The organism is Streptomyces sp. NPDC127114, from assembly GCF_042677525.1.
GTDB lineage: Bacteria > Actinomycetota > Actinomycetes > Streptomycetales > Streptomycetaceae > Streptomyces.
The window spans coordinates 31698-57720 of record NZ_JBHXTJ010000020.1; the positions used below are offsets into that span (position 1 = coordinate 31698).

A 26023-nucleotide genomic window follows, 5' to 3' on the forward strand; every position below is an offset into this window, starting at 1 on the left:
CTCGGAGAATGGCACAAGCGGCGACGCAGCGTAAGGGAATTTCGCCGGAGCGTCAGCGACGCACGCCGAGCAGGTGCTCCAGGGCCAGCTGGTCCAGCCGCTCGAAGGCCATCGAGCGCTCCGCCGCCGCCGTGGCGTCGAAGTCCTCGTACGCGGCGCGGTCGGCCAGCAGGCCCGTGAGCCCGTCCTGCGCCGTCGGCGCGGCCAGTTCGTCGAGACGGGAGGCGGCGAGGGCCGCGGTCACCTCGGGATCGGCCCGGAAGGCCGCGGCGCGCTCCTTGAGGATCAGGTAGTTGCGCATGCAGTTCTTCGCCGACTCCCACACCCCGTCGAAGCCGTCGGTGCGCACGGGCTTGAAGTCGAAGTGCCGCGGCCCCGCGTAACCGGCCGTCTCCAGCAGGTCGACGAGCCAGAACGCCTGGCGCAGGTCGCCCGCGCCGAACCGGAAGTCCTGGTCGTACTTGATGCCGGACTGGCCGTTGAGGTCGATGTGGAAGAGCTTGCCCGCCCACAGGGCCTGCGCGATGCCGTGCGGGAAGTTGAGCCCCGCCATCTGCTCGTGTCCGGTCTCCGGGTTGACGCCCACGAGCTCCGGCCGCTCCAGGCGCTCGATGAACGCGAGCGCGTGCCCGATCGTGGGCAGCAGGATGTCGCCGCGCGGCTCGTTCGGCTTCGGCTCGATCGCGAAGCGCAGCTCGTAGCCCTGCTCGGTGACGTACTGACCGAGCAGGTCGAAGGCCTCCTTCATCCGGTCGAGCGCGAGCCGCACGTCCTTCGCGGCACCCGACTCCGCACCCTCGCGGCCGCCCCAGGCCACGTACACCGAGGCGCCGAGCTCGACCGCGAGGTCGATGTTGCGGATCGTCTTGCGCAGCGCGAAGCGGCGCACGTCGCGGTCGTTGGCCGTGAACGCGCCGTCCTTGAAGACGGGATGGGTGAAGAGATTGGTGGTGGCCATCGGGACCTTCAGACCCGTGCGGTCGAGTGCGGCACGGAAGCGCTTGACCGCCGTCTCGCGCTCGGTTTCCTCCGCTCCGAACGGAATCAGGTCGTCGTCGTGGAAGGTCACGCCGTACGCGCCGAGGGCGGCGAGCCGTTCCACGGACTCGACCGGGTCGAGCGCGGGCCGGGTGGCGTCCCCGAACGGGTCACGGCCCTGCCAGCCGACGGTCCACAGGCCGAAGGTGAAGCGGTCGTCGGGGGTGGGGAGGAGGTTCTGCGGCATGTCCGGCTCCTTCACGAGGCTGGCCGCCAGATTTGTTTTCTGAGATAACTAATACCGTCGAGACAGTCCGGGCGCCAGTGCCCGCGCGGGGAAAGTGAGGTCAGCCCATGCCGGAGCGTCCGGTGGTCGTCGGCGTCGACAGCTCCACCCAGTCCACCAAGGCCGCAGTCGTGGACGCGGAGCACGGCACCCTGCTCGCCGTCGGCCGCGCGCCCCACACCGTCACCGGCGAGGGCGGCGCGCGCGAGACCGATCCCGAGGAGTGGTGGTCCGCGCTCGCGAAGGCCGTCGCCGACGGCCTCGCCCAGGCCGCCGTGCCGCCCGCCGCCGTCACCGGCATCGCCGTGGCCGGCCAGCAGCACGGCCTGGTCACGCTCGACTCCGCGGGCCGCCCCCTGCGGCCCGCCTTGCTCTGGAACGACACGCGTTCCGCGCCGCAGGCCGCCGCCCTCACCGACACGCTCGGTGGCCCCGGCGCCTGGCTCGCCCGCACCGGATCCGTCCCCGTCGCCTCCATGACCGCCGCCAAGTGGCAGTGGCTGCGCGAGGCCGAACCGGCCGTCGCCGCCCGCACCGCCGCCGTCCGGCTCCCGCACGACTTCCTCACCGAACGGCTCTGCGGCGCGGCCGTGACCGACCCCGGCGACGCCTCCGGCACCTGCTGGTACGACACCGGGCGCGCCGCCTACGACCCCGGCCTCCTCGACCTCCTCGGGCTCGACCCCGCCCTGCTCCCGAACATCGCGCCCACCGCCGCCACCCGCGCGGGCACCCTGACCCGCGCGGCCGCCGACGCCCTCGGCCTGCCGCCGGGTGTCGCCGTCGCCGCCGGCACAGGCGACAACATGGCCGCCGCCGTCGGCCTCGGGCTAGGGGGCGCCACCGGTGGCGGCGGCCTCCTCGACCACCCGGTCGTCAGCCTCGGGACCTCGGGCACGGTCTTCGCGGCCACCCGCACCCGGCCCGCGAGCCCCGGAATCGCCGGTTTCGCCGCCGCCGACGGCGGCTACCTGCCGCTCGGCTGCACCCTCAACTGCACGCTGGCCGTCGACCGGATCGCCGGCCTCCTCGGACTCGACCGCGAGGCCGCCGAACCCGGCGACGGCCTCGTCCTCCTGCCGTACCTCGACGGCGAACGCACTCCCGACCTGCCGCTCGCCTCCGGACTCCTCACCGGCCTGCGGCACACCACGACGCCCGGCGCACTGCTGGGCGCCGCCTACGAGGGCGCCGTCTTCACCGTGCTCCGCGCGCTCGACGAACTCCTCGCCGCCTGTGGGCTCGATCCGGCCGACCCGGCCGTACGGAACCGCCCGCTGCGTCTCGTCGGCGGCGGCGCCCGCGGCCGGGCCTGGACCGAGACCGTGCGACGGCTCTCCGGCCGGCCGCTCGTGGTCCCGGACGCGACCGAACTCGTCGCCCTCGGCGCCGCCGCGCTCGCCGCGGCCGCGGTCACGGGCGCCGACCCGGTCGCGCTCGCGACGGCCTGGGGCGCGGGCACGGGCCGCGAGATCGCCCCCGTCGAGCGCGACGAGGCGACCTGGCAGCGCATCGCCGACGTCCTGGACCGCGCGACCCCCACCCTGCTGACCTGACCGAGCGCCCGACCCCGGCCGGCGCACCCAGCCGGGCTCACCCGTCGTAGACCAGCCCGTCCCGGCCGGGGCCGGGCGCCCGGCCCCCGCAGGCTCGGGGCGTCCGACCCGCCATTCCTGCCCTTCCCCCTGACCTAGCGCCCCGCGCGGAGAATCGTCAGTGCACCAACGGTTTTCGTTCCACGCCGTTGACACCCGACCGCTCCGCGCGGACACTCATGCCACCTAGCCGGTGAAATGAATTTCACCAGGCGAACAATCTTGGTGAGCAAGAGCCGACGACCGAGCCGCGTCCCCAGGGAACCCCATGACGAAACGTCCCGCTCCGCCCCGCCCCCACACTCTCCGCTCCGTCCTGCCCGTCCTCGCCCTCTGCTGGGTCGCGGTCTTCTTCGACGGCATGGACGTCACCATCTACGGCGCCGTGATGCCGCACATGCTCGACGACCCCGGCCTCGGCCTCACGCCCGCGAGCGCCGGCACCATCGGCAGCTGGACCACGTTCGGCATGCTGATCGGCGCACTGACGGCCGGGACCCTCACCGACTGGCTCGGCCGCCGACCGATGCTCGTCGCCAGCATCGTCCTCTTCTCCGCGGGCTCCGCCGTCTGCGCCCTCGCCGGGGACCTCGTCCTCTTCGGCGCCGGGCGCTTCGTGTCGGGCCTGGGCCTCGGCGGCCTCATGCCGCTCTGCCTGGCCATGGTCCTGGAGTTCGCCCCGCCCCGGCGCGCCGCCCTGATGACCGGTCTGCTCATGACCTCGTACCACGTGGGCGGCATGGCGGCCACCGGTCTCGGACTCGTCCTCGCGCCCGCCGCCGGCTGGCGCTGGGTGTTCTGGGCGGGCGTCCTGCCCGCCGTCGTCGCCGTACCGCTGCTGCTCGCCCTGCTGCCCGAATCACCCGGCGTGCTGCTCGCCCGCGGTCAGCGGGAGCGGGCCCACGCCGTCGCCGACCGCTACGGCCTCGCCCGGCCCGCCCCGGTCGCCGCGCCGGCCGCCGGCGCCCAGGGCCGCGTCGCCGCCGTGCGGGCGCTCTTCCGCGCCGAGTCCCGCTGGGTGACCCCGCTTCTGTGGGTGGCGTCCTTCTGCGGGCTCCTCCTCGTCTACGGCGTCGCCACGTGGCTGCCGACGATGATGCGCGCCTCCGGCTACGGCCTGGACTCCTCCGTCGCCTTCCTCATGGTCATCAACGCGGGCGGCATCGTCGGCCTGCTGTTCTCCGGGCGGCTCGCCGACCGCTACGGCCCGCTGCGGATCGCCGCGATCTGGTTCGTCCTCACCGCGGTGGGCGCGCTGCTGCTCAAGGCCCACCTTCCGCTCGGCGTCACCTACGTCGTCGTCGCGGTCACCGGCGTCTGGCTGTTCAGCGCCCAGGTGATGGTCTACGCGGCGACCGGCGGCGTCTACCGGGGCGCCGAGCGCGCGGCTGGTCTCGGCATGGTCACCGGCGTGGGCCGGACCGGCGCGGTCGTGGGGCCCTGGCTGGTCGGCGCGCTCGCCGCGGCGGGCAACCAGGGCTGGGGCTTCACGACCTTCGCCGTCGCCGGGATCGTCGGCTCGGTCGCCGTCGCCCTGGTCCCGCTCGCCGCGCGCATCGGCCGCCCGGCCGCGCCCGTCGGCGCGCCGCCGGCCGCCACGGCGGCCGCGGGGGAGTGAGTCACGGTGCGGGGAGGGGCTCCGCCGGGTTGCGGAGCTCCTCCGCGGCGTCCGACACCCGCCGGATCAGCGACAGGAAGAGGGCCTGCTCCTCGGCGGAGAGCGGGGCCAGGAAGATCTGGTTCATCCGCGCCGTACGCACCGTCAGTTTCCGGTGCACGCGGGTGCCTTCGGGGGTGAGGTGCAGCAGGAAGCGGCGCCCGTCCGCGGGGTCGCGCACCTTGTCGAGCAGCCCCCGGCGGATCAGCCGGCCGACCACCTCGGCGATCGTCGAACGGTCGAGGGCCACCCGCTCGCCCACCGTCCGCTGGTCGAGACCGGGTTCCGCCGTCAGCGCGTTGAGGACGCCGAACTGGGGGGAGGTGATCTCCTCCGAGACCATCGTCGTCCACAGCAGGTGGTGCGCCTGCTGCAGTCGCCGGGCCAGATGCCCGGGATGCGTGGCCAGATCCACCGCGGCCATGAGCGCCTCCTCCTGCGCAGCCGTCGTCTTTCGTCGGCGCACGGAACGATACCCGTTGACGCCCCGGCGAGGGCCTGCCAGCATGACCCACAGATAGTCAGTGCACTGATTAATATCGAGAGAAACGAAGGGCCATCCCATGGACAAGGTGGTCGCCACCGCCGCGGAGGCGGTGGCGGACGTCCCGGACGGAGCGTCGCTCGCGGTGGGCGGCTTCGGCCTCAGCGGCGTACCGAACACCCTCATCCAGGCCGTCCACGAGCGCGGCGTCGGCGGCCTCCGCGTCGTCTCGAACAACTGCGGAGCCATGGACACCGGGCTCGCCGTGCTCCTCGCCGCCGGCCGCATCGCCCGCGTCACCGGCTCGTACATCGGCGCGAACAAGGAGTTCGCCCGCCAGTACCTCGCCGGTGAACTGGAGGTCGAGCTCATCCCGCAGGGCACCCTCGCCGAACGCCTGCGCGCCGGCGGCTGCGGCATCCCCGCCTTCTACACGCCCGCGGGCGTCGGCACCCTCGTCGCCGACGGCGGGCTGCCCTGGCGCTACGACGGCCAGGGCGGCGTCGCCCTCGCCTCCCCGCCCAAGGAGGTGCGCGACTTCGACGGCGTCCCGCACGTCCTCGAGCACGCCATCCGCACCGACTACGCCCTCGTCCGCGCCGCCAAGGGCGACCGTCACGGCAACCTCGTCTTCCACGCCTCCGCCCGCAACTTCAACCCGCTGGCCGCCATGGCCGGCCGGATCACCGTCGCGGAGGTCGAGGAGCTCGTGGAGCCCGGGGCCATCGACCCCGACCACGTGCACCTGCCCGGCATCTTCGTCCGGCGCGTCGTCGCCCTCAGCCCCGAGCAGGCCGCCGACAAGGCCATAGAGAAGAGGACCACACGATGAGCCGGACCCGTGAGGAGATGGCCGCCCGCGCCGCCCTCGAACTCCGCGACGGGCAGTACGTCAACCTCGGCATCGGCCTGCCCACGCTCATCCCCGACCACCTCCCCGAAGGCGTCGAGGTCGTCCTCCAGTCCGAGAACGGCATCCTCGGCACCGGCCCCTACCCGACCGACGACGAGGTCGACCCCGACCTCATCAACGCCGGCAAGGAGACCGTCACCGTCCTCCCCGGCGCCTCCTACTTCGACTCCGCCCTGTCGTTCGGCATGATCCGCGGCGGCCACATCGACGTCGCCGTACTGGGCGCCATGCAGGTCTCCGCCCGCGGCGACCTCGCCAACTGGGCCGTCCCCGGCCGTCTGGTCACCGGCATCGGCGGCGCCATGGACCTCGTCCACGGCGCCCGCACCGTCATCGTCGTCATGACCCACACCGCGAAGGACGGCACCCCCAAGATCGTCGAGGAGTGCGACCTGCCGCTCACCGGCCGCGCCTGCGTCCAACGCGTCATCACCGACCTCGCCGTCCTCGACGTCACGCGCGACGGACTCGTCCTCGTCGAGACGGCGCCGGGCGTGACGGCCGAGGAAGTCGTCGCACGGACCGCGGCGCCCCTGCTCGGACCGGAGCTCCGGGCCGTCCCCGTGCCGGACCCGGCAGCGGCGCGCCCCCGCCGCCGTCCGCCCCTTCCCGACCCGCTGGAGCTCTCGTGAACGACCTCACGCAGGACCACATCGACACCGAGATAGCAGCTCTTCAGAGCGCCTACGACACCGCTCTGGCCGCCGGCGCCCCGGCCCGCCACCACCCGGCCCGCGACTACGCCCCCTACCGCAGCTCCCTGCTCCGGCACCCCCGCCTGCCGCTGGTCGCCGTCGGAGGCGACCCCGAGGCCGTCGAACTCGCCGGGCCGGTCTTCGGCGTCACCGACGTCACCGAGCACGACAACGACCTCACCCGGATGCACGCCGGCGAGCCCCTCGGCGAGCGGATCACCGTCTCCGGCCGGCTCCTCGACCGGGAGGGCCGGCCGGTACGGGGACAGCTGATCGAGATCTGGCAGGCCAACGCCTCCGGGCGGTACGCCCACCTCCGGGACCAGCACCCGGCCCCCCTGGACCCCCATTTCACCGGCGTCGGACGCACCCTGACGGACGATCAGGGCCGCTACACCTTCACCACGATCAGACCCGGCGCCTACCCCTGGCGCAACCACGCCAACGCCTGGCGCCCGGCCCACATCCACTTCTCCGTCTTCGGTACGGCGTTCACCCAGCGGCTCGTCACCCAGATGTACTTCCCCGGCGACCCGCTCCTCGCCCACGACCCCATCATCCGCTCCGTCACCGACCAGGCCGCCCGCGACCGGCTCGTCGCCCGCTACGAACACGGCCTGTCCGAACCGGAGTTCTCCCTCGGCTACGCCTGGGACATCGTCCTCGACGGGCCGTCCGCCACCTGGATCGAGGAAGGACGCTGACCGCCGTGGAATCCACGCCGGCGCCGCCCGCGCCCCTGCCGCCCACGCCCTCCCACACCGTCGGACCCTTCTACGGGTACGCGCTGCCGTTCCCCGGCGGCGAGCGCATCGCGCCCGACGGGCACCCCGAGCGCATCACCCTCCACGGATACGTCCTCGACGGCGCGGGCGAACCCGTACCCGACGCCCTCCTCGAGTTCTGGCAGGCCGCCCCCGACGGCTCCCTCGCCGGCGCGCCCGGCTCCCTGCGCAGGGATCCCGTCACCGGCGGGTACCTCGGCCGCGACGGCACCGGGTTCACGGGCTTCGGCCGCGTGGCCACCGACGCCGACGGACACTACGCGCTGCACACCCTGCCGCCCGGAAACCCCGGCCGACCGCACATCAGCGTCTGCGTGTTCGCCCGCGGACTGCTGCACCACCTCTACACCCGCGCCTACCTCGGCGACGGGCCCGACCCGCTGCTCGACCGGCTCCCGGCCGACCGGCGCGCCACCCTGATCGCGGCCGAGGAGCCGCACCGCACCCACCGCTTCGACATCCGGCTCCAGGGCGAGTGCGAGACGGTGTTCCTGGAGTTCCCGTGACCGACCTCGACACGGGCCTCCTCGATCCGGTACGGGCGGGCTCGCCCGCCGAGGCAGCCACCGGCGACACGGCCTTCCTCCAGGCCCTCCTGGACGCGGAGGCCGCGCTCACCCGCGCCCAGGCCGCCACCGGCACCGCCCCGGCGGAGGCGGCCCGGGCCGTCACCGAGGCGGCCGATCCGGCCCGCTTCGACCTCCGGTCGATCGCGCTGCGGGCGCGCGCCGGGGGCAACCCGGTCATCCCGCTGGTCGCTGACCTGACCGAGGCGGCGGGGGAGTGGGGGCCGTACGTGCACCGGGGGGCCACCAGCCAGGACGTGCTCGACACCGCCGCCATGCTGGTCGCCGTCCGCACCCTCGGCCTCGTCCTCGACGACCTCGCCCGGACGGAACGGGCCCTCGGCTCCCTCGCCGCCGCGCACCGGGACACCGCGATGCCCGGCCGCACCCTCACCCAGCACGCCGTTCCCACCACCTTCGGCCTGAAGGCGGCCGGCTGGCGCTCGCTCGTCCTGGACGCGCGGGACCGGATCGTGACCGTACGGGACGGCCTGCCCGCCCAACTCGGCGGTGCGGCCGGGACCTTGGCCGCCTTCGCCGACCACGCGGCCGGTGCCGGTGCCGACCCTGACGCCGGCGCGGAGCACGCGACCGCCCTCCCCGCCGCGTACGCGCGTGAACTCGGGCTAGCCGTCCCGCTCCTGCCCTGGCACGTCCTCCGCACCCCCGTCGCCGACCTCGCGGGCGCCCTCGCCCTCACGGCCGGAGCACTCGGCAAGATCGCCGTCGACGTCCTCGTCCTCTCCCGTACCGAGATCGCCGAGGTCGCGGAAGGGGCGGGCGGCGGGTCCTCCGCCATGCCGCACAAGGCGAACCCGGTGCGCGCCACCCTCGTCGCCGCCGCCGCGCGGCGCACCCCGCACCTCGCCGCGAGCCTCTACGCCTGCCTGGCCGCCGAGGACGAACGGCCCGCCGGTGCCTGGCACGCCGAGTGGGAACCGCTGCGCGAACTGCTGCGGCTCGTCGGCGGCGCGGCCCACCACACGGCCGGCCTCGTCGAAGGACTCCGCGTCGATCCCGCCGTCATGCGGGCCCACCTGGACGCCGCCGGCGGGCTGCTCGTCGCCGAACGGCTATCCGTGGCGCTCACGCCACTGCTCGGCCGGACCCGCGCCAGGGCGCTGCTCGCCGAACTCGCCGCCCGCAGCCGGGCCGACGGCCGCCCGCTCGCCGAACTCCTCGCCGAGCAGCCGGAACTGGCCGGCGCGGACCTCACCGACCTGACCGACCCGACCCTCGCCACCGGCTGCGCCGGAACCCTCACCGACCAGGCCCTGGAGCGACGTTGAGCCCACGCATCCCGCACCATCTCGTCGAGGGGCCGGTCACCGCGCCGGCCCTGGTCCTCGGACCCTCGCTCGGCACGTCGACGGCCCTGTGGGACGCCGTGGCCCCGGAGCTGTCGATCACCCATCGGGTCATCCGGTGGGACCTGCCCGGGCACGGCGGTTCGCCCGCCGGTCTCCTCCGGCCCGGGGCGACCGTGGCCGACCTGGCCCGACTGGTCGTCGACCTCGCCGACACCCTGGGCCTCGACCGCTTCTCGTACGCGGGGGTCTCGCTCGGCGGTGCCGTCGGACTCCATCTCGCGGTGCACCACCCGGAGCGGGTCGACCGCCTCGCGGTCCTGTGTTCCTCCGCGCACTTCGGCGGCGCGGCGCCCTGGGAGCAGCGGGCGGCCACCGTACGACGCGAAGGACTGGCGAAGCTCGCCGACACGGCCGACGCCCGCTGGTTCACCCCGGGGTTCAGCGTGCCGCGTCTGGTGGCCGACCACCGGGCCGCCGACCCGGAGGCGTACGCGGCCTGCTGCGACGCACTGGCCGCCTTCGACCTGCGGGACCGGCTCGCCGGCATCACCGCGCCCACGCTGCTCGTCGCGGGCCGCGAGGACCCCGCGACCCCGCCCGCCCACCTCCGGGAGATCGCCGACGCCGTCCCCGGGGCGGCCCTGACCGAGCTCCCCGGCGCCTCCCATCTCGCCCCCGCCGAACAGCCGGAGGCCGTGACCGCCGTCCTGCGCGCGCACTTCGCGGGTACGTCCGCGCGCGGCGGGATGAACGTGCGCCGCCAGGTCCTCGGCGACGCCCATGTGGACCGGGCACAGGCCCGGCAGACCCCGCTCACCGCCCGCTTCCAGGACTTCATCTCCCGCTACGCCTGGGGCGAGATCTGGACCGACCCCACCCTGTCCCGGCGCGAACGCAGCCTGGTCACCCTCACCGCCCTCGTCGCCCACGGCCACCACGACGAACTCGCGATGCACCTGCGGGCCGCCCGCCGCAACGGCCTGTCCGACGACGAGATCGCCGCGGCCCTGCTCCAGACGGCGGTCTACTGCGGTGTCCCGGCGGCCAACGCCGCCTTCGCCGTGGCCCAGCGGGTCCTGGGAGAGGAGGAGGACCCGGGTCTGCCGGGCCGGCCGGGGACGGACACCCCCTGAGGGCGGCGGCGCGGTGAGCGGCCCCGCGGAACCGGCAGCTCAGGACAGCGGCGCCGGCTTCTCCGGGGCCAGCGAGTTGCCCGCGGGGATGCGGCCGCAGTCGGACGGCGCCGGTCGGCCGGCGAACCGGTCGTCGAGCCAGCTCAGCGCGGTAGGTGCCCAGACGACGGGGGCGCCGAAGTGGCTGAGCAGGTCGTACTGGTCGTAGGAGACGGCGGAGTTGCCGGTGGCGCAGTACTGACGGGCGAGCGCCCGCACGTCTCCCGCGACCATGACGCCGTCGCCCGTACCGATGCCCGGCGGACTGGTGAAGGTCCCCTCCAGGACGCCGGCGTTGCCCTGGGCGATGAGGCCGGGGACGGTCGGGGTGGCGGCCGAGCCGAGGTTCACCTTGTTGACGGCCGCGACGAACTCCGGCACGGAGTTCGGGTCGGCGTACTCGGGCTTCGCCATCTTCTTCCAGGTCAGGCCGGGGTAGCGGCCGAGGGCGTCGGCGATGGAGGCGTGCTCCAGCTTCGCGTACACCTCCAGGCCGTAGCTGCTCATGTACTTCTTGAGGTCGATCTCGTAGGACCGTGCGACGCCGATGATCGCCATCGGGATGACGCCGGACCAGGTGAGCGAGCCGTCCACGTACTTCAGGTTGTGGGCCGGCGCCACCAGCAGCCCGCCCTCGGCGAAGCCGACCAGTCTGCTGTTGACGTCGGGGGCGTACCGGGGGGCCAGCGCGGCGGCCCAGCCGGTCGCGATCGCACCGCCCGAGTAGCCCATGAGACCGAAGCGCGTCCCGGAGCCCAGTCCCGTGTGCGGGGACCGCGTCGCGGCCCGGATCGAGTCCAGGGTGTTCGTTCCGTACTCGGGCCCGGCGGCGAAGTCGGCCCGCTGCCCCTCGGTGTCCGGGATGACGACGTCGTAGCCCTTCACCAGCAGCGGGGCGATGAAGAGGGCCTCGGCGTTCGGGATGAGACCGCCCAGGCTCACGTTCCCGGCGATGGCGCGGGAGGGGCCGTCCTCGGGGTCGAGGGAGTCGTAGAACGACTGGTACGACACCGCCTTCGATCCGTCGCCGACGAGACTGCGCACGACGGTGGTCACGTTGGCGGACGGGCGGCCCTGGGCGTCGGTGGTGCGGTACAGCAGCTGGATCGCCGTCACCGGCGTGGGGATGCCGACCACGTGGTACCGCAGCGTCCGTGTCTTGAGCACGCTGCCCGGCGCGTAGGCGGACAGAGGCGTGCTGCCGTCGTACGTGTAGAACGCGTCGGCCGACGTCGTCGCGGTCGTCGCCGTCGCCGCGGGGGCCTCGGAGTCCGCGGCGACGGCCGCCGGCGCGGAGGTGAGGGACGCGGCGACGACGACGGCCACGGCGATCGAACGAACGGGCTTGGACATGGCTCCCTCGATTCCCGGCAGGGGGGATGGATGGGCGGGCTCGGTGTGTTACCAACGAGTAGCAGCTGCTCGCAGACCATCATGGACGGCCTGCGGGACCGCGTCTCCGGTGCGTACGACAGAGATTCGCGAGGTGGATTGTGACCGCGTCCAACGGGGGGAACGGCGGCTCGGTGCCGCAGATCGGGGGCATGCCCGTGCACAGCCGGCTGCTGTCGGCCGCGGGGGCCCTGGAGTCCGCGGTGCTGCTCCGGCTCGTCGAGCAGGTGCCGGCTTACGGCACGCTGCCCTCGGAGCAGTTGCGCGGCGAGATCGTCAGGCAGGTGGCACGCGGCATCGTGGCCTTCGCCGAAATGCTGCGCACCGGCGAGCCGTTGGGCGAGGACGAGCAGGCCGCGATCCGGGAGTCGGCGGCACGGCGCGCCGACGAGGGCGTGCCGATCGAGTCCGTCGTCGGCGCCTACCACGTCGGCGCCGAGGAGTGCGCCGCCCAGGTCCTCTCGACCGCCGACCCCGTGGACCACGCCGACGTGCTGCACGTCCAGCGCCGCCTGTTCGGCTTCCTGCGGCAGGTGAGCTGCGCGGTCGCCGCGGGCTACGTGCAGGAGCGGCAGTCGGCGCTCGGCGACGAACAGGTCGCCCTGCAGTCCCTGCTGTCCCGTCTCCTCGAAGGCGGCAGCCCGCAGGCCGCGGCCGACCGCGCCGGCATCCACCTGCCGCCCTGCTACCTCGTGCTGAGCCTCGCCATGGGTCCCCACCCGGACGAGCTGCTGCCCGGCGTGAACCGGCCGGTCGTGGTGCGCCGCAAGCTCCGGCGCCTGCGCAACGAGCTGCAACGCCACACCGCCGGCGTCCCGTTGTCCGTGCTCTCCGGCGACGGCGGACTGGTGCTCGTCCCGTACGAGAAGCCGGCCGCCGACTTCGGAGCGGCGGACCGCGACCGGCTCGCACGGCTGGTCACGCAGTTCGGCCGGATGACCGGCGCCGATTTGCTCGTGGCGGCGGCCGTCGCCGCGCCGGAGGATGTCGCGGACGCGGCCAGGCTCGCCGGTGAGATACGGGAGGTGGCCGAGGCGTCGGGCCGCCCGCCCGGCCTCTACCTGCTCGACGACGTGCTGCTCGAGTACCAGCTGAGCCGTCCCGGCCCCGCCAGGGACCGGCTCGCCGCCCTGCTCGGCCCCCTGGACGAGCGCCCCGAACTGCTCGGCACCCTGCGCACGTTCCTCGCCTGCGGCCTCGACCGGCGGCAGGCGGCCGCCCGGCTCCAGGTCCATCGGAACACCGTGGACTACCGCCTGCGCAAGGCGGCGGACCTCACCGGCCTCGACGCAGCCCGGGGCGGGGACCTGCTGACGCTGCACGCCGCGCTCGCGGCCCAGGACGCCCTGCGGCGGGGCGAATCCGCCGCTGCCCGCCCTGCCGGGGCGGGAGTGACGGGCTGACGGACCGGGCACGGCCGGAGGGCTCGCTCTCCGGGGCTGCCAACTCCGGGGCTGCCAACTCCGGGGCTGCCAAGGTCTGCCAGGGTCTGCCCGCCGGCCTCCCGGCCGGGTCGGCCTTGTCTGCCGACCACCCTCAGGGGGTGGGTCGCCGATCGTGCCGGGGCCGCCGCGCCCTGATCGGGCCTGACCGACGGAACACCCCCTATGGCCCGTACGGCGGATCATGGCCGGGCCCGCGCCCTGATCGGCCCTGATCCGAAGGGACGGCCTAGTACGCCGGAACCCGCGCGAAGCGCTCCGTGACGTGCAGGTCCGCCTCGATGCCGGTGATCGCGGCGGCCAGTTCGGGGAGGACCTCGCGCACGCACTCCTCGGCGGACCTGCGGCTGGCGTGGAGGGCCACGTTGACGGCGGCGACGACCCGGCCCGCGCGGTCGCGGACCGGCATCGCGATCGACCGCAGCCCCTCCTCCAGCTCCTCGTCGACCAGCGCGAACCCGTCGCGCCCCACCCGGTCGAGGAGGGCGTCGAGCTCGGCGCGGTCCGTCACCGTGCGCGGGGTGAGGGCACGCGGCTCGGAGGCGTCGAGACGGGCCGTGCGCTCCCCGGCCGGCAGGTCGGCGAGCAGGACGCGGCCCATGGAGGTCGCGTACGCCGGGAAGCGCGTCCCGATGGTGATGTGGACGTTCATGATGCGGCTGGTCTCGACCCGGCCGGTGTACTGCACCTCGCCGCCGACCAGCACGGCCAGCGAGGTGGACTCGCGGACCCGCTCGGCCAGGTCGGCGAGGTGCGGCTGGGCGATCCGGGTGAGCGTGGTCCGGGACAGCGGCGCGAAGCCCAGGGCGAGGACCCGGGGCGTGAGCCGGAACTCCCGGCCGTCCACCGCCACGCAGCCGAGGTGTTCCAGGGTGATCAGCGCCCGCCGTGCCGTGGCCCGGGCCAGACCCGTCGCCTCGGCGACCGCCGTCAGCGGCAGCGCCGCGCGGCCCTCACCGAAGGCCGTGAGCACCGTGAGCCCGCGCGCCAGCGACTCCACGAACTCCCGGCCCAGTTCCTGCTTCGACGCGCCGGTCCACGCGGCGAGCCCGCTGGGCGCGGCCGGAGCCGTCGCCGTCGCCGGCGCCTCCCGCAGTACGCGTTCCATCTCGGCGGCCGCGGCGCGCAGCCGGGGCAGCAGCGCCTCGCGCAGCGAGGCCGCGTCGTGCCGGCTGGTGTGGCTCACGGCGCTCAGCGCGCACGCGATCCGCCCGTCGACGCCGCGCACCGGCACGGCGAGCGCGACGAGTCCGGCCTCGACCAGCTGGTCGTCCGCGGCCCAGCCGCACGCCCCTGCCGCGGCGGCCCGCTCCTCGAAGTCCACGGCGCCCGCCGCGCGCGACGGCGCGGCGGGAAAGCCCCGGCCCTGCGGATCGGCGGCCCGCCGCTCGCGCCACGCCGCCCATGCGGCCGCGTCCCACTCGGAGGCGAACAGCGCGCCCGGCGCCGTGCGTTCGGCGGGCAGCAGGTCGCCGATGCGGAAGCTCACCGACATCGCACGCCGCCGGGTCGCCTGGTGCACGAAGCGGATCCCGTCGCCGTCCGGGACGGCGAGCGACACCGACTCGTCCAGCTCGTCGGCGAGGGCGTCCGCCCGTACGCCCAGCAGGTCGGGCAGCCGTACGGAGGCCAGGTAGGCGTTGCCGAGCTCCAGGAGCCGGGGTGCGAGCAGCACGTCGCGCCCCTCGATCCGCACGTACCCCATGCGGGCCAGCGTCCCGGTGACCCGGTCCACCGTCGACCGGGCGAGCCCGGTGGCGCGCTCCAGTTCGCCGACCGGCATCCGGCCGCCGGCGTCGGTGAGCCGGCGGAGCACGCCGACCCCGCGCAGCAGAGGTGTCACCGCCTCCGGCGGCGCCTCGGTGGTCGTGTCTTCGGTGGATGGCATCGGCTCTCCGTCGTGGATCTTCGGTCCACCGTAGTGAACACGGCGCGGGCAGGGCGCGGCAGCCCGTTGACAGGGCGACCCGCCCGCGACCAGACTCCCAGCATAGTGAAGTTGTCTTCACTATGCGAACAAGCGGGCAGGTGACCTGAACGGACCCGCACGCACACCTGACGTCCGACGCGACGAGGAGACCCCATGCACACCACCGTCGGCATCATCGGCGGAGGCCCCTCCGGCCTGCTCCTGGCCCGCCTCCTGCACCGGGCGGGCATCGACAGCGTGGTCCTGGAGAGCCGCGACCGGGCCTACGTCGAACGGCGCCAGCGGGCCGGCATCCTCGAACAGGCCACCGTCGACGCCCTCCGCGCCGCCGGCGCGGGCGCCCGCCTCGACGCCGAGGGACTCCCGCACGACGGCATCGAGCTGCGCCACGCCGGACGCGCCACCCGGCTCGACTTCCCCGCCCTCACCGGCGGCCGGCGCGTCTGGGTCTACGCCCAGACCGAGGTCGTCAAGGACCTGGTCGCCCTCCAGCTCGCCGAGGGCGGCCCGCTGCACTTCGAGGCCGAGGTCACCGCCGTCGAGGGCGCCGACACCGACCGCCCCCTCGTCCGCTACACCCACGAGGGCCGCGAGCGGACACTCACCTGCGACTACGTCGTCGGCTGCGACGGCTACCACGGCGTCACCCGGCACGCCGTCCCCGAGACCGAGCGGCGCACCTTCGAGCGCACCTACCCCTACTCCTGGCTCGGCATCCTGGCCGAGGCCCCGCCGGTGTACGACGAGCTGATCTACGCCCACTCCGAGCGCGGCTTCGCCCTCGCCAGCATGCGCTCACCGTCCGTCAGCCGCCTCTACCTCCAGGTCCCGAACGGCACCGACCCGGCCGACTGGCCCGACGAGCGCGTCTGGGACGAACTCGACGCCCGCCTCTCCCTGACCGCCGACCCCGGCTGGCGTCTCACCCGCGGCACCGTCACCCAGAAGTCCGTCCTGCCCATGCGCAGCTCCGTCACCGAGCCCATGCGCCACGGCCGGGTCTTCCTCGCCGGGGACGCGGCGCACATCGTGCCGCCGACCGGGGCGAAGGGCCTCAACCTGGCCGCCGCCGACGTCATCGTCCTCGCCCGGGCCTTCGCCCACCACGCGAAGACCGGCTCGACCGAGCTCCTCGACGCCTACTCCGACACCTGCCTGCGCCGGGTCTGGCGGGCCGAGCACTTCTCGTACTTCATGACCACCACCCTGCACACCGACCCGGCCCAGTCGCCCTTCGACACCAGGCTGCAGCAGTCCCAGCTCGACCGGATCGCCGGCTCCCCGCACGCCGCCGCCGAACTCGCCGAGAACTACACCGGTCTCCCGCTCGACGTCTGACGCGCCGGTCCGGCGCTCGACGCCCGAAGCGCCAGACCGTAGGCGGTGAGCAGCCAGGCCGCGGCGGCGATCCCCAGCAGCACCCGCCCCAGCGGGGCCGCCCACCCGGTCCCCGCCGCGGTCGCCACGGACAGGCAGGCGACGGCCGTCATCCCCATGGGGAAGACCGTCGCCCAGCGGCGCACGTCGTACCCCGGACGGGGCCGAGCCGCCTCGGCCGCCAGCAGCACCACGTACCAGAGCAGCGACAGCACGAGCAGGACCAGGGTGACCGTCCGCAGCACGTCGCCCGAGCCGCCCGTCCACACCCCGGTCGCCAGCAGTTTCGCCCCGCCGAGCGCCGAGACGGACAGCGCCCCGCCCGCCACCCACTGGTCACCCGCTCCGGTGACGACCTGCCGGAAGTCGAACCGGACGAGCGCATCCACGTAGAGGACCAGCCCGAGCGCGAACAGCACCAGACCCGCCCACGCGAAACCGTCGCCGTAGCGCGGAGCGAGCGCGCCCGACAGCACGACGAGTCCCTCGGTCGCCACGCAGATCAGGAACGCCCCTCCCGGCATCCGATGCCCCAGATGCCGGAGCACCACCGGGAGCAGCACGACCCACGCGACGGCGGCGATCCCCAGCAGCACGAGGCCCGCCGGACCCCACCCCAGGAGCGAGCACCGCACCCCGAGCACGCTCGTCGCCGCGACGGCGGTCAGCGCGGGCGGAGTGTCCGCCCGCGCCTCCCAGCCGCGCCGGTCGCTCAGGAACAGGGCCGCGACATCACCGGCGAGCACCAGCCACAGCACCCAGGCGAGACCGAACGCCACCAGCGACACGGCCTCCAGCCCGACGAGATGCAGGCCGACGGAGAGGATCCCCGTCGCCATGACGGCCGCGCCGGTGGCCGGCGGCAGCACGGCCCACCAGGGGGCGGCTCGATCGTCCATGCCCCCATCCCAGCGCCGGGCCCGCGGCCCCGCCACCGGAGGGCCGGCCCTGCCCGAGCAGGCCGACCGCCGGAGGGTCGGCCTGCCCGGACCGGTCAGGCCACCGGAGCGTCAGCGGTGCCCGAGCAGGCCGGCCGCCGGGACGAGCTTGTTGTCGTAGTCGAACAGCGCCTGGTTCTCCCAGCCGTTGCCCGAGGCGGGATCGGCCGGATCCCAGCCGTTCCCGGAGACCGCCGTCCACGTCGGCTCCCAGTACACGACCCCGAGCCCCCGCCCGCCCGGCACGGCCTCGACCACGCTCATGACGTCCCGCAGCCACGCCGACTGCCCCGCGCTGCTCGCCGCGTAGCCGGACACGAGCTCGGCAGTGGTGTCGACGATGTTCTCGTGCGAGTCCTTGCTGTCCAGGCGGAACGGGTACGCCGTCTCCACGACGAGCACCTTCTTTCCGTACCGAGCGGAAATATCGTCCAGATTGGTCTGGAGAGCCGACAGCGGGCCGTGCCAGTAGCCGTAGAACGACAGCGCGATCACGTCGAAGGACACGCCCTGGGCCGTGGCGTCGTCGAACCACGTCCGGTAGAGCGCGTTGTCACCGCCGTGCGCCAGGTGCAGCGCCACCTGCGTCGCCGAGGACACCGCCTTCGCGGCCGACGCACCCGACTTCAGCAGCCCGGCGAGCTGCGACCAGTGGGACGTCGACCCCTCGGGCCACAGCATCCCCGTGTCGATCTCGTTGCCGATCTGCACCATGTCGGCCGTGGTGCCCTGTGCCTTCAGGGCGTTGAGCACGTCGTACGTGTGGTTGTAGACGTCCGTCCTCAGCTGCGTGTACGAGTGCCCCGACCAGGCGGCGGGCTTGGTCTGGGCGCCGGGGTCGGCCCAGACGTCGGAGTAGTGGAAGTCGACGAGCAGCTTCATGCCCCGGTCCTTGATCCGCTTGGCCATGGTGAGGACCCGGGCCTTGTCGTTGTAGCCGTCGGCCGGGTTCACCCACACCTTCAGGCGCGCGTAGTTGGCGCCCGAGGACTTCAGGATCGCGAGGGCGTCCCCGTTGGTGCCGGCGCTCGTGCGGTAGGTCCCGCCGAGGTCCTCGCTCTTCTTCAGCGAGGACACGTCGACGCCCTTGACCGGCAGCCCGGCCGTGCCCCGGGTCAGGGTCAGGTCGTCCACGTTGATCCAGTTGCCCGCGGCGGCGTCGGAGTTCACGCTCACCGTGCACGCGCCGCCGCTCACCACCACCGGGGTGACGATCCGTATCCACGCACCGTTCGGCGTGGGCGGCAGCGCGGTCCGCTGCTCGGCGGAGCCGCAGTTCCGCAGCGCGAGGTACGCCGCGTTCTGGCCGCCGCTGGAGCGCACCCACGCGCTGAGCGTGTAGCTGCCGTCGGTGAGCCCGGTCAGGTACTGGTACGTCTCCACCTTGTACGCGGAGGACGACCAGTGCGCGAGCCGGTAGCCCCCGCTGTGGCCGCCCGCCTCGGTGTACGAGGCGGAGTTCTGCCCCGCGGCCGAGTACGTCGACCAGCCGGCGGGCGCAGCGGTGCCCGTTCCGTCGGCCTCGAAGCCGGCGTTGGTGAGCGCGCTCGCGGCCCGCGCCTCCTGGGCGGGCAGCGGCGCGAGCAGCAGGGCGCCGAGCGCGGCGGTCACGGCGGCCGCCCGCAGGGTCGTGCGTGGTACGGCGTGCATCGTCGAGTCCCTTCGACGTTGAAGGATGGGGATGGACGTGCGGTGGTACGGCTCACCCGGGGGCGGCGCGGTGGTGCGGCCGCCCCCGGGGAGAACAGGGGGAGGAGGGAGGCGGTGCCGGGGGGGCAACGGGCCGGGCCGGGCGTCGTGGACCAGGCTGGCGGCCTAGGCCGTTTCTTTCGGATCAGGGCCGGATAGGCCGCGGCGGCTGGTGCGGTGCATCGCAAGGCGCCGGAGCGTCGCGATAGCGGAGCTATCGGGGCGTTTCGGCAACGCGGCGAGGTGCCGTGCCAGGCGTCGCGGACCCGGCCAAGATCCGGAAGAGACGGCCTAGCCGTCCAGGCGGACGACCCGGACCGCGCCGGCCGGCACGGCGACGTGACCGTCGACCGGCGTGCCGGACAGGAGCTCGGTGCCCGGGCCCTCCAGCGGCACCTTGGCGTCCTCGGCGGAGTGGTTGAGCGCGAAGAGGAAGCGGCCCTCCTCGCCGGCGCGGCGGACGACCTCCACGTCCCGCGGCAGCGGCCGCGTCGCGACACCGGCGTCTTCGCAGGCCGCGCCCAGGATGTGGTCGAGGGCCGCCGCGTCCGGACGGGTGGAGACGTACCAGGCGGTGCCGCGCCCCAGACGGTGCCGGGTCACCGCGGGTCCGCCCGCGGCGGGGCCGTCGGCGTACGTCCACACCGTCTCGGCGCCGCGCGGCACGACGAACTCGGTCCACACGTCGCCCGACAGCGACGCACCGCCCGGCCCGGTGAGCGCCACGCGCTCCCCGGCGAGCAGCGGCGACCACTCCTCCACGGCGACGCCGAGCACGTCCCGGAGGACGCCCGGGTAGCCGCCCTCGTGGACGGCGTCGTGCTCGTCGACGATGCCGGAGAAGCAGGAGACGACGAGGGTGCCGCCGTTCTCGACGTACTCGCGCAGGTTCCGCCCGGCGGCCTCGGTCGCGAGGTAGAGCGCGGGCACGACGACCAGCGGATAGGCGGACAGGTCGGACTCGGGGTGGGCGAAGTCGACGGTCAGGTGCCGGTCGTAGAGCGCCTCGTAGTAGCTGTCGGCCCGCTCCCGCGCGTCGAGGTCCTCGCTCGGCCGCCACTCGAGGGACTGCGCCCACCAGGACTGCCAGTCCCACAGCATCGCCACGTCGGGCACGGTGCGGGTGCCGCGCACGGCTTCAAGGGCCTCCAGGTCGGCGCCGAGCCGGACCACCTCACGCCACACGCGGGTGTCGGTTCCGCCGTGCGGGAGCATCGCGGAGTGGAACTTCTCGGCGCCGCGCCGCGACTGCCGCCACTGGAAGAACATCGCGCCCTCGGAGCCGCGGGCGACGTGCCCGAGGGAGTTGCGGGCCATCTCGCCGGGGTGCTTGGCGCGGTTGCGGGGCTGCCAGTTGACGCCGCTGGTGGAGTGTTCGAGCAGCAGCCAGGGCGCGCCGCCCGCGACCGACCGCGTGAGGTCGGCGGCCATGGCGAGGTTGACGTGGGTGCGGCGGCCGTCGGTGATGAGGTAGTGGTCGTTGGTGACGAGGTCCACCTCGCGGCCCCAGGCCCAGTAGTCGAGGCTGTCGCACTGGCTGAGCGCCGTCATGAAGTTGGTGGTGACGGGGATGCCGGGGGAGAGCCGGTGGAGAATGTTCCGCTCGGAGCGGAAGTTCTCCCGGATCGTGGCGTCGGCGAAGCGCCGGTAGTCCAGCTGCTGGGCCGGGTTGCCGACGGTCGGGGTGAGCCGGGGCGGGTCGATCTGCTCGTACGAGGTGTAGACCTGCCCCCAGAACGCGGTGCCCCACGCCTCGTTGACGGCGTCGACCGATCCGTACCTCTCCGCGAGCCAGCGCCGGAACCCGGCCGCGCAGGTCTCGCAGTAGCAGGCGCTGACGGGCACGCCGTACTCGTTGTGGACGTGCCAGAGGGCGAGCGCCGGGTGGTCGGCGTAGCGGGCGGCGAGCGCGGTGGTGATGCGGGCGGCCGCCTCCCGGTAGGCGGGGGAGCTGTGGCAGATCGCCCCGCGCGAACCGTAGGAGTGGCGCACGCCCTCGCGGGTGACCGGCAGGGCCTCCGGGTGGGCCCGGTAGAACCACGCGGGCGGCACCACGGTGGGCGTGCCCAGGTCGACCCGGACCCCGTTGTCGTGGAGGAGGCCGAGGATGCGGTCCAGCCACGCGAAGTCGTAGCGGCCCGGCTCGGGCTCGAGGAGCGCCCAGGAGAAGATGCCGACGCTGACCATGGTCACGCCGGCCTCGCGCATCAGCCGCACGTCCTCGTGCCAGACGCTCTCCGGCCACTGTTCGGGGTTGTAGTCCCCGCCGAAAGCGAGCCGGTGCAGGCCCTTGGGGGCGGTCGGCGGCATGCGTGTCTCCTGGAACGTCGGGATCTGAACCTACATCGTCTGAGCGGACCCTCTGTGAACGTGCACACAGCGGGTCTCGGTGGCGCAACGCAACATAACCGCACACGATCAACCATTGACAAGTGTCCGGAACGTTTCTCTACTGTGAACGCTCACAGATGCATGGCCGGCCTTCCCGCCCTCCGCGGAAGGCCCCTTTCGGTCAGGGAGAAGCACCCCATGCCCCACGCGCTGCGCCGCCGCGTTCTCGCCGCCACCGCCGTCACGACCGCCGTCGTCCTCGGCGCCACCACCCTCACCGCCTGCGGCTCAGGCTCCGGCGACGAGGACGAGGCCGCGTCCGGCCCCGTCTCGCTCACCTACTGGTCCTGGGCGCCCAACATGGAGAAGGTGGCCGCGATCTGGAACGCCGAGCACCCGGACATCAAGGTCACGGTGCAGAAGCAGGCATCCGGCGACGACCTGGTCACCAAGATCATCACGGCCGCCAAGGCCCACCAGGCCCCCGACCTCGTCCAGGCCGAGTTCCAGGCCCTCCCGACCCTCGTCAGCAACGACGCCCTGGCCGACATATCCAAGGAGGTCTCCGGCGCCAAGGACAAGTTCGCCCCCGGCCTCTGGCAGCAGACCACCCTCGGCTCCGACGCCGTCTACGCGGTCCCGCAGGACTCCGGTCCGCTGATGTTCTTCTACCGGACCGACCTCTTCGAGAAGTACGGCCTCACGGTCCCCACCACCTGGGACGAGTTCGCCGCCACCGCCAGGGCGCTCAAGGCCAAGGCCCCGGAGAAGTCCCTCACCACCTTCTCCGCCAACGACGCCGGTCTCTTCGCCGGCCTCGCGCAGCAGGCCGGCGCCACGTGGTGGACCACCGAGGGCCAGAAGTGGAAGGTCGGCATCGACGACGCCGCCACCAGGAAGGTCGCCGACTTCTGGGCCGGGCTCGTCAAGGACGGCGCCATCGACAACCAGCCCATGTACACGCCCGCCTGGAACAAGGCCCTCAACACCGGCGAGCAGATCGCCTGGGTCAGCGCCGTCTGGGCCCCCGGCACCCTCACCACCGCCGCCCCCGACACCAAGGGGAAGTGGGCCATGGCCCCGCTGCCCCAGTGGGACACCGCCAAGCCCTCCACCGGCAGCTGGGGCGGCTCCACCACCGCCGTCACCACCGACTCGAAGCACAAGGCCGCCGCGGCCGAGTTCGCCACCTGGCTGAACACCGACCCCGAGGCCCTGACCGCACTGGTCAAGGAGGCCGGCATCTACCCGGCCGCCTCCGCCGCCCAGAGCGGCCCCGCGCTCGCCAACCCGCCGGAGTTCTTCGCGAACCAGCCCGACTTCTTCACCCGGGCCGCCGAGATCGCCAGGACCACCGCCCCCGCCGCCTGGGGCCCCAACGTCAACGTGGCCTACAGCGCCTTCAAGGACGAGTTCGGCAAGGCCGCCAAGGCCAGGTCCGGCTTCGACAAGGCCCTCACCTCCATGCAGGACCTGACGGTCGCCGACCTGAAGAAGCAGGGCTTCGAGGTCGCCCGGTGAGCAAGCCCCACCAGGGCGCACACGGGTCGTACGGGGCCGGGGCGGCCCCGTACGCCCACCCGTCGCCTACGACCACCCGCAGACGAGCGCGCAGCGCCCCCTACCTCTTCGTCCTCCCGGCCGCGCTCCTCTTCGCCCTCTTCTTCGCGCTGCCCATCGGCTACGCGATCTGGCTCAGCCTCCACAAGGCCGAGGTCAAGGGCCTCGGACTCGGCAAGGGCGCCAAGCAGGAGGTCTGGGCCGGCCTCGGCAACTACACCGCCGCCCTCACCGACCCCGAACTCCTCCACAGCGCCGCGCGCGTCCTCGGCTACGGCCTCGTCGTGGTCCCCGTCATGCTCGGCCTCGCCCTGTTCTTCGCGCTCCTGCTCGACTCCGAGCGCGTCCGCGCCCGCTCCTTCGGACGGCTCGCGATCTTCCTCCCGTACGCCGTGCCCGGAGTGATCGCCGCCCTGCTGTGGGGCTTCCTCTACCTCCCCGCCGTCAGCCCCTTCCACTACCTCCTGCGCGCCGTCGGCCTTCCCGAGCCCGACCTGATGGACGGCGGCCTGCTCTACGGGTCCATGGCGAACATCGCCGTCTGGGGCGGCACCGGCTTCAACATGATCGTCATCTACACGGCGCTGCGCTCCCTGCCCGCCGAGGTCTTCGAGGCGGCCCGGCTGGACGGCTGTTCCGAGCTGCAGATCGCCCTGCGCATCAAGATCCCGATGGTGGCGCCCTCCCTCGTCCTCACCTTCTTCTTCTCGGTGATCGCGACCCTCCAGGTCTTCAACGAGCCCATGACGCTGAGGCCGCTCACCAACGGCATCCCCTCCTCCTGGAGCCCCCTCATGAAGGTGTTCAGCGACGCCTTCACCGGCGGGAACATCTACGCCGCCTCGGCCACCGCCGTGATCCTCGCCGTCGTCACGTTCCTGCTGTCCTTCGCCCTCCTGCGGGCCTCGAACCGCCGCACCACCCAAGGAGCACCCCGATGAGCGGGCTCACCGCCCCCACGGCGTCGCGCAAGGCGGCCCCGGCCGCCGGCACCACCCCCGGCACCTCCCAGGGTCCCCCACGCCCCCGCCGCACCGCCCTGCTGCCGACCGCCGCCCTCGTCCTCGGCGCGCTCTACTGCCTGCTGCCCGTGGCCTGGGTCCTGGTCGCCGCCACCAAGTCGGGCTCCGACCTCTTCTCCACCTTCACCTTCCTGCCCGGCGACGGCCTCGGCGACAACCTCGCCGACCTCCATGCGTACCGCGACGGCATCTACTGGCGCTGGATGGGCAACTCCGTCCTCTACGCGGGCCTCGGTGCCCTCCTGTCGACGGCCGTGTCCGCCCTCGCCGGCTACGCCCTCGCCGTCCACCGCTTCCGCGGCCGCGAGCTCTTCTTCAACGTGATCCTCACGGGCGTCCTGATGCCGCCCGTCATCCTCGCCATCCCGCAGTACCTCCTGATGGCCGAGGCCGACCTGACGGACACGTACCTCTCCGTCCTGCTGCCGCTGATCCTCTCCCCGTACGGCGTCTACCTCGGCCGCGTCTACGCCGAGGCGGCCATCCCCATGGAACTCGTCGAGGCCGCCCGCATGGACGGCGCCGGCGAAGCGCGGATCTTCCTGCGGATCGCCGTACCGATGATGTTCCCCGGCCTCGTCACGATCTTCCTGTTCCAGTTCGTGGCCATCTGGAACAACTTCCTGCTGCCGTACATCATGCTCGGCGACGACGAGAAGTTCCCCATGACCGTGGGCCTGTTCACCCTGCTCATGCAGGGCGCCAGCCAACCCGCCCTCTACACCCTGGTGATCACCGGAGCGCTCCTCGCGGTCGTCCCGCTCATCGCGCTCTTCCTGGTCATCCAGCGCTTCTGGAGCCTCGATCTGCTCTCCGGCGCCGTAAAGTCCTGACGCACAGGGGAACGAGGAGAAACGCACACCATGAGCCCAGCAGCGAGCAGGCGGCGCCCCGCGACCATCCACGACGTGGCACGCGAGGCCGGCGTCTCGCGCGGCACCGTCTCCCGCGTCCTCAACGGAGGCCACTACGTCAGCCCCGCGGCCAAGGCCGCCGTCGACGCGGCGATCCGCAGGACCGGATACGTCGTCAACCGGCACGCCCGCTCGCTGATCACCGGCAAGTCGGACTCGGTGGCCTTCCTGCTCACCGAACCCCAGGAACGGTTCTTCGAGGACCCCAACTTCAACGTCCTGCTGCGCGGCTGCACCCAGGCGCTCGCCGCCCGCGACATCCCCCTGCTGCTGATGATCGCGGGCACCGAGGACGAACGCCGCCGCAATCTCCGCTACATCGAGGCCGGCCACGTCGACGGCGTCCTCCTGGTCTCCAGCCACTCCGGCGACCCGCTCGTCGACCACCTCAACACCGCCGGCGTCCCCGTCGTCGCCTGCGGCAAACCGCTCGGCCAGACCGCCAAGATCGGTTACGTCGCCGCCGACGACCGCGACGGAGCCCGCGACATGGTGCGCCACCTCTACGGGACCGGGCGCCGCCGGATCGCCACCGTCACCGGCCCGCTCGACACCCCCGGCGGCGTCGAGCGCCTCGCCGGCTACCGCGAGACCCTCGCCGAGTGCGGACTTCCCTACGACGAGGCCCTCGTCGCCACCGGCGACTACAGCCGCGCCGGCGCAGAGGCGGCCGCCCGGCAGCTCCTCGACCGTGCCCCGGACCTCGACGCCGTCTTCGTCGCCTCCGACCTGATGGCCCTGGCCGTCCTCGACACCCTGGACCGGGCCGGCCGGCGCGTGCCGGACGACGTCGCCGTCGGCGGCTTCGACGACTCCCCGGCCGCCCTCTCCTCCCGCCCCGCGCTCACCACGATCCGCCAGCCCTGGGACCGCATCAGCGCCGAGATGGTCCGCACCCTCCTCGCCCGGATAGCGGGCGAGGAACCGGCGACGGTGATCCTGCCGACCGAGCTGGTACGCCGCGACTCCGCCTGAGGCACCGGAAAC

At 73.6% G+C, this 26023-nt stretch carries 21 protein-coding genes; 14 read left to right on the forward strand and 7 right to left on the reverse strand.

Annotated elements, in window-relative coordinates; all coding sequences use genetic code 11:
• Positions 1-52 precede the first annotated feature (52 nt).
• Positions 53-1225, reverse strand: coding sequence for a xylose isomerase (gene xylA / locus ACFVGS_RS20925; protein ID WP_385693297.1), 1173 nt, complete (start codon positions 1223-1225; stop codon positions 53-55).
• A 107-nt stretch (positions 1226-1332) separates the two neighbouring features.
• Here xylA and xylB point away from each other — a divergent pair, with 107 nt between their 5' ends.
• Together xylB and ACFVGS_RS20935 are read left to right on the forward strand one after the other, a co-directional pair.
• Positions 1333-2820: a xylulokinase gene (gene xylB, locus ACFVGS_RS20930; RefSeq protein ID WP_384412837.1), complete on the forward strand. Its 1488-nt coding sequence runs from the start codon at positions 1333-1335 to the stop codon at positions 2818-2820.
• A gap of 307 nt (positions 2821-3127) precedes the next feature.
• On the forward strand, positions 3128-4477 hold the full coding sequence (locus ACFVGS_RS20935) for an MFS transporter (RefSeq protein ID WP_385693298.1): 1350 nt from the start codon (positions 3128-3130) through the stop codon (positions 4475-4477).
• 1 nt (position 4478) lies between these two features.
• Here ACFVGS_RS20935 and ACFVGS_RS20940 read toward each other — a convergent pair whose 3' ends face one another.
• On the reverse strand, positions 4479-4940 hold the full coding sequence (locus ACFVGS_RS20940) for a MarR family winged helix-turn-helix transcriptional regulator (protein WP_384412841.1): 462 nt from the start codon (positions 4938-4940) through the stop codon (positions 4479-4481).
• 139 nt (positions 4941-5079) lie between these two features.
• On the opposite strand from ACFVGS_RS20940, the gene ACFVGS_RS20945 reads away from it, so the two are divergent.
• From ACFVGS_RS20945 to pcaD, 6 genes are read left to right on the forward strand one after another with little or no spacing between them, the layout of a single operon-like run.
• Positions 5080-5832 (forward strand): CoA transferase subunit A, encoded by a 753-nt coding sequence (locus ACFVGS_RS20945; protein WP_385693299.1) that lies wholly within the window; start codon positions 5080-5082, stop codon positions 5830-5832.
• On the forward strand, positions 5829-6545 hold the full coding sequence (locus tag ACFVGS_RS20950; RefSeq protein ID WP_385693300.1) for a CoA transferase subunit B: 717 nt from the start codon (positions 5829-5831) through the stop codon (positions 6543-6545). The genes ACFVGS_RS20945 and ACFVGS_RS20950 overlap by 4 nt, the downstream gene beginning before the upstream one ends.
• A complete protein-coding gene (gene pcaH, locus ACFVGS_RS20955; RefSeq protein ID WP_385693301.1) occupies positions 6542-7312 on the forward strand; it encodes a protocatechuate 3,4-dioxygenase subunit beta in 771 nt (256 codons plus the stop codon). Before ACFVGS_RS20950 ends, pcaH begins: the two co-directional genes overlap by 4 nt.
• Complete coding sequence (gene pcaG, locus ACFVGS_RS20960; RefSeq protein ID WP_385693354.1) at positions 7309-7899, forward strand: protocatechuate 3,4-dioxygenase subunit alpha; 591 nt, start codon at positions 7309-7311, stop codon at positions 7897-7899. The genes pcaH and pcaG overlap by 4 nt, the downstream gene beginning before the upstream one ends.
• The gene (gene pcaB, locus ACFVGS_RS20965) at positions 7896-9248 is read left to right on the forward strand and encodes a 3-carboxy-cis,cis-muconate cycloisomerase (RefSeq protein ID WP_385693302.1); all 1353 of its coding nucleotides are present in this window, start codon (positions 7896-7898) and stop codon (positions 9246-9248) included. The genes pcaG and pcaB overlap by 4 nt, the downstream gene beginning before the upstream one ends.
• On the forward strand, positions 9245-10402 hold the full coding sequence (pcaD, locus tag ACFVGS_RS20970) for a 3-oxoadipate enol-lactonase (RefSeq protein ID WP_385693303.1): 1158 nt from the start codon (positions 9245-9247) through the stop codon (positions 10400-10402). Before pcaB ends, pcaD begins: the two co-directional genes overlap by 4 nt.
• 39 nt (positions 10403-10441) lie before the next feature.
• Here pcaD and ACFVGS_RS20975 read toward each other — a convergent pair whose 3' ends face one another.
• Complete coding sequence (locus ACFVGS_RS20975) at positions 10442-11794, reverse strand: lipase family protein (protein WP_385693304.1); 1353 nt, start codon at positions 11792-11794, stop codon at positions 10442-10444.
• A gap of 191 nt (positions 11795-11985) precedes the next feature.
• Between ACFVGS_RS20975 and ACFVGS_RS20980 the strand changes: the two genes are divergently transcribed.
• A complete protein-coding gene (locus tag ACFVGS_RS20980) occupies positions 11986-13236 on the forward strand; it encodes a PucR family transcriptional regulator (protein ID WP_385693305.1) in 1251 nt (416 codons plus the stop codon).
• A 268-nt stretch (positions 13237-13504) separates the two neighbouring features.
• Here the strand turns inward: ACFVGS_RS20980 and ACFVGS_RS20985 are convergent, their stop codons facing one another.
• Entirely contained in the window at positions 13505-15163 is a 1659-nt protein-coding gene (locus tag ACFVGS_RS20985; RefSeq protein WP_385693306.1) for an IclR family transcriptional regulator C-terminal domain-containing protein, read from the reverse strand.
• 195 nt (positions 15164-15358) lie between these two features.
• On the opposite strand from ACFVGS_RS20985, the gene ACFVGS_RS20990 reads away from it, so the two are divergent.
• A complete protein-coding gene (locus ACFVGS_RS20990; protein ID WP_385693307.1) occupies positions 15359-16543 on the forward strand; it encodes a 4-hydroxybenzoate 3-monooxygenase in 1185 nt (394 codons plus the stop codon).
• On the opposite strand, the gene ACFVGS_RS20995 is transcribed toward ACFVGS_RS20990, so the two are convergent.
• From ACFVGS_RS20995 to ACFVGS_RS21005, 3 genes are all read right to left on the reverse strand, one after another.
• Complete coding sequence (locus tag ACFVGS_RS20995; RefSeq protein WP_385693308.1) at positions 16516-17481, reverse strand: tellurite resistance/C4-dicarboxylate transporter family protein; 966 nt, start codon at positions 17479-17481, stop codon at positions 16516-16518. The two genes, ACFVGS_RS20990 and ACFVGS_RS20995, sit on opposite strands and share 28 nt — an antisense overlap.
• 111 nt (positions 17482-17592) lie before the next feature.
• Positions 17593-19170, reverse strand: coding sequence for an arabinogalactan endo-beta-1,4-galactanase (locus ACFVGS_RS21000; protein WP_385693309.1), 1578 nt, complete (start codon positions 19168-19170; stop codon positions 17593-17595).
• A 330-nt stretch (positions 19171-19500) separates the two neighbouring features.
• Complete coding sequence (locus ACFVGS_RS21005; protein WP_385693310.1) at positions 19501-21519, reverse strand: beta-galactosidase; 2019 nt, start codon at positions 21517-21519, stop codon at positions 19501-19503.
• Between the two features lie 219 nt (positions 21520-21738).
• Here ACFVGS_RS21005 and ACFVGS_RS21010 point away from each other — a divergent pair, with 219 nt between their 5' ends.
• From ACFVGS_RS21010 to ACFVGS_RS21025, 4 genes are read left to right on the forward strand one after another with little or no spacing between them, the layout of a single operon-like run.
• On the forward strand, positions 21739-23061 hold the full coding sequence (locus ACFVGS_RS21010; protein ID WP_385693311.1) for an ABC transporter substrate-binding protein: 1323 nt from the start codon (positions 21739-21741) through the stop codon (positions 23059-23061).
• Positions 23058-24041 carry a carbohydrate ABC transporter permease gene (locus ACFVGS_RS21015; RefSeq protein WP_384412880.1) on the forward strand — a complete coding sequence of 328 codons (984 nt, stop codon included), beginning with the start codon at positions 23058-23060 and terminating at the stop codon, positions 24039-24041. Before ACFVGS_RS21010 ends, ACFVGS_RS21015 begins: the two co-directional genes overlap by 4 nt.
• Complete coding sequence (locus ACFVGS_RS21020; RefSeq protein WP_384412883.1) at positions 24038-24955, forward strand: carbohydrate ABC transporter permease; 918 nt, start codon at positions 24038-24040, stop codon at positions 24953-24955. The genes ACFVGS_RS21015 and ACFVGS_RS21020 overlap by 4 nt, the downstream gene beginning before the upstream one ends.
• 30 nt (positions 24956-24985) lie before the next feature.
• Positions 24986-26011: a LacI family DNA-binding transcriptional regulator gene (locus ACFVGS_RS21025; protein ID WP_384412885.1), complete on the forward strand. Its 1026-nt coding sequence runs from the start codon at positions 24986-24988 to the stop codon at positions 26009-26011.
• Positions 26012-26023 lie beyond the last annotated feature (12 nt).

Coding starts and splice junctions, on each gene's coding strand:
- xylA (WP_385693297.1), bottom strand. CDS start 1,225: ATGCCGCAGAACCTCCTCCCCACCCCCGACGACCGCTTCACCTTCGGC.
- ACFVGS_RS20980 (WP_385693305.1), top strand. CDS start 11,986: ATGCCCGTGCACAGCCGGCTGCTGTCGGCCGCGGGGGCCCTGGAGTCC.
- ACFVGS_RS20945 (WP_385693299.1), top strand. CDS start 5,080: ATGGACAAGGTGGTCGCCACCGCCGCGGAGGCGGTGGCGGACGTCCCG.
- ACFVGS_RS21005 (WP_385693310.1), bottom strand. CDS start 21,519: ATGCCGCCGACCGCCCCCAAGGGCCTGCACCGGCTCGCTTTCGGCGGG.
- xylB (WP_384412837.1), top strand. CDS start 1,333: ATGCCGGAGCGTCCGGTGGTCGTCGGCGTCGACAGCTCCACCCAGTCC.
- ACFVGS_RS20950 (WP_385693300.1), top strand. CDS start 5,829: ATGAGCCGGACCCGTGAGGAGATGGCCGCCCGCGCCGCCCTCGAACTC.
- ACFVGS_RS20985 (WP_385693306.1), bottom strand. CDS start 15,163: ATGCCATCCACCGAAGACACGACCACCGAGGCGCCGCCGGAGGCGGTG.
- ACFVGS_RS20975 (WP_385693304.1), bottom strand. CDS start 11,794: ATGTCCAAGCCCGTTCGTTCGATCGCCGTGGCCGTCGTCGTCGCCGCG.
- ACFVGS_RS20990 (WP_385693307.1), top strand. CDS start 15,359: ATGCACACCACCGTCGGCATCATCGGCGGAGGCCCCTCCGGCCTGCTC.
- ACFVGS_RS21020 (WP_384412883.1), top strand. CDS start 24,038: ATGAGCGGGCTCACCGCCCCCACGGCGTCGCGCAAGGCGGCCCCGGCC.
- ACFVGS_RS21025 (WP_384412885.1), top strand. CDS start 24,986: ATGAGCCCAGCAGCGAGCAGGCGGCGCCCCGCGACCATCCACGACGTG.
- ACFVGS_RS20940 (WP_384412841.1), bottom strand. CDS start 4,940: ATGGCCGCGGTGGATCTGGCCACGCATCCCGGGCATCTGGCCCGGCGA.
- ACFVGS_RS20995 (WP_385693308.1), bottom strand. CDS start 17,481: ATGGACGATCGAGCCGCCCCCTGGTGGGCCGTGCTGCCGCCGGCCACC.
- ACFVGS_RS21000 (WP_385693309.1), bottom strand. CDS start 19,170: ATGCACGCCGTACCACGCACGACCCTGCGGGCGGCCGCCGTGACCGCC.
- ACFVGS_RS21010 (WP_385693311.1), top strand. CDS start 21,739: ATGCCCCACGCGCTGCGCCGCCGCGTTCTCGCCGCCACCGCCGTCACG.
- ACFVGS_RS20935 (WP_385693298.1), top strand. CDS start 3,128: ATGACGAAACGTCCCGCTCCGCCCCGCCCCCACACTCTCCGCTCCGTC.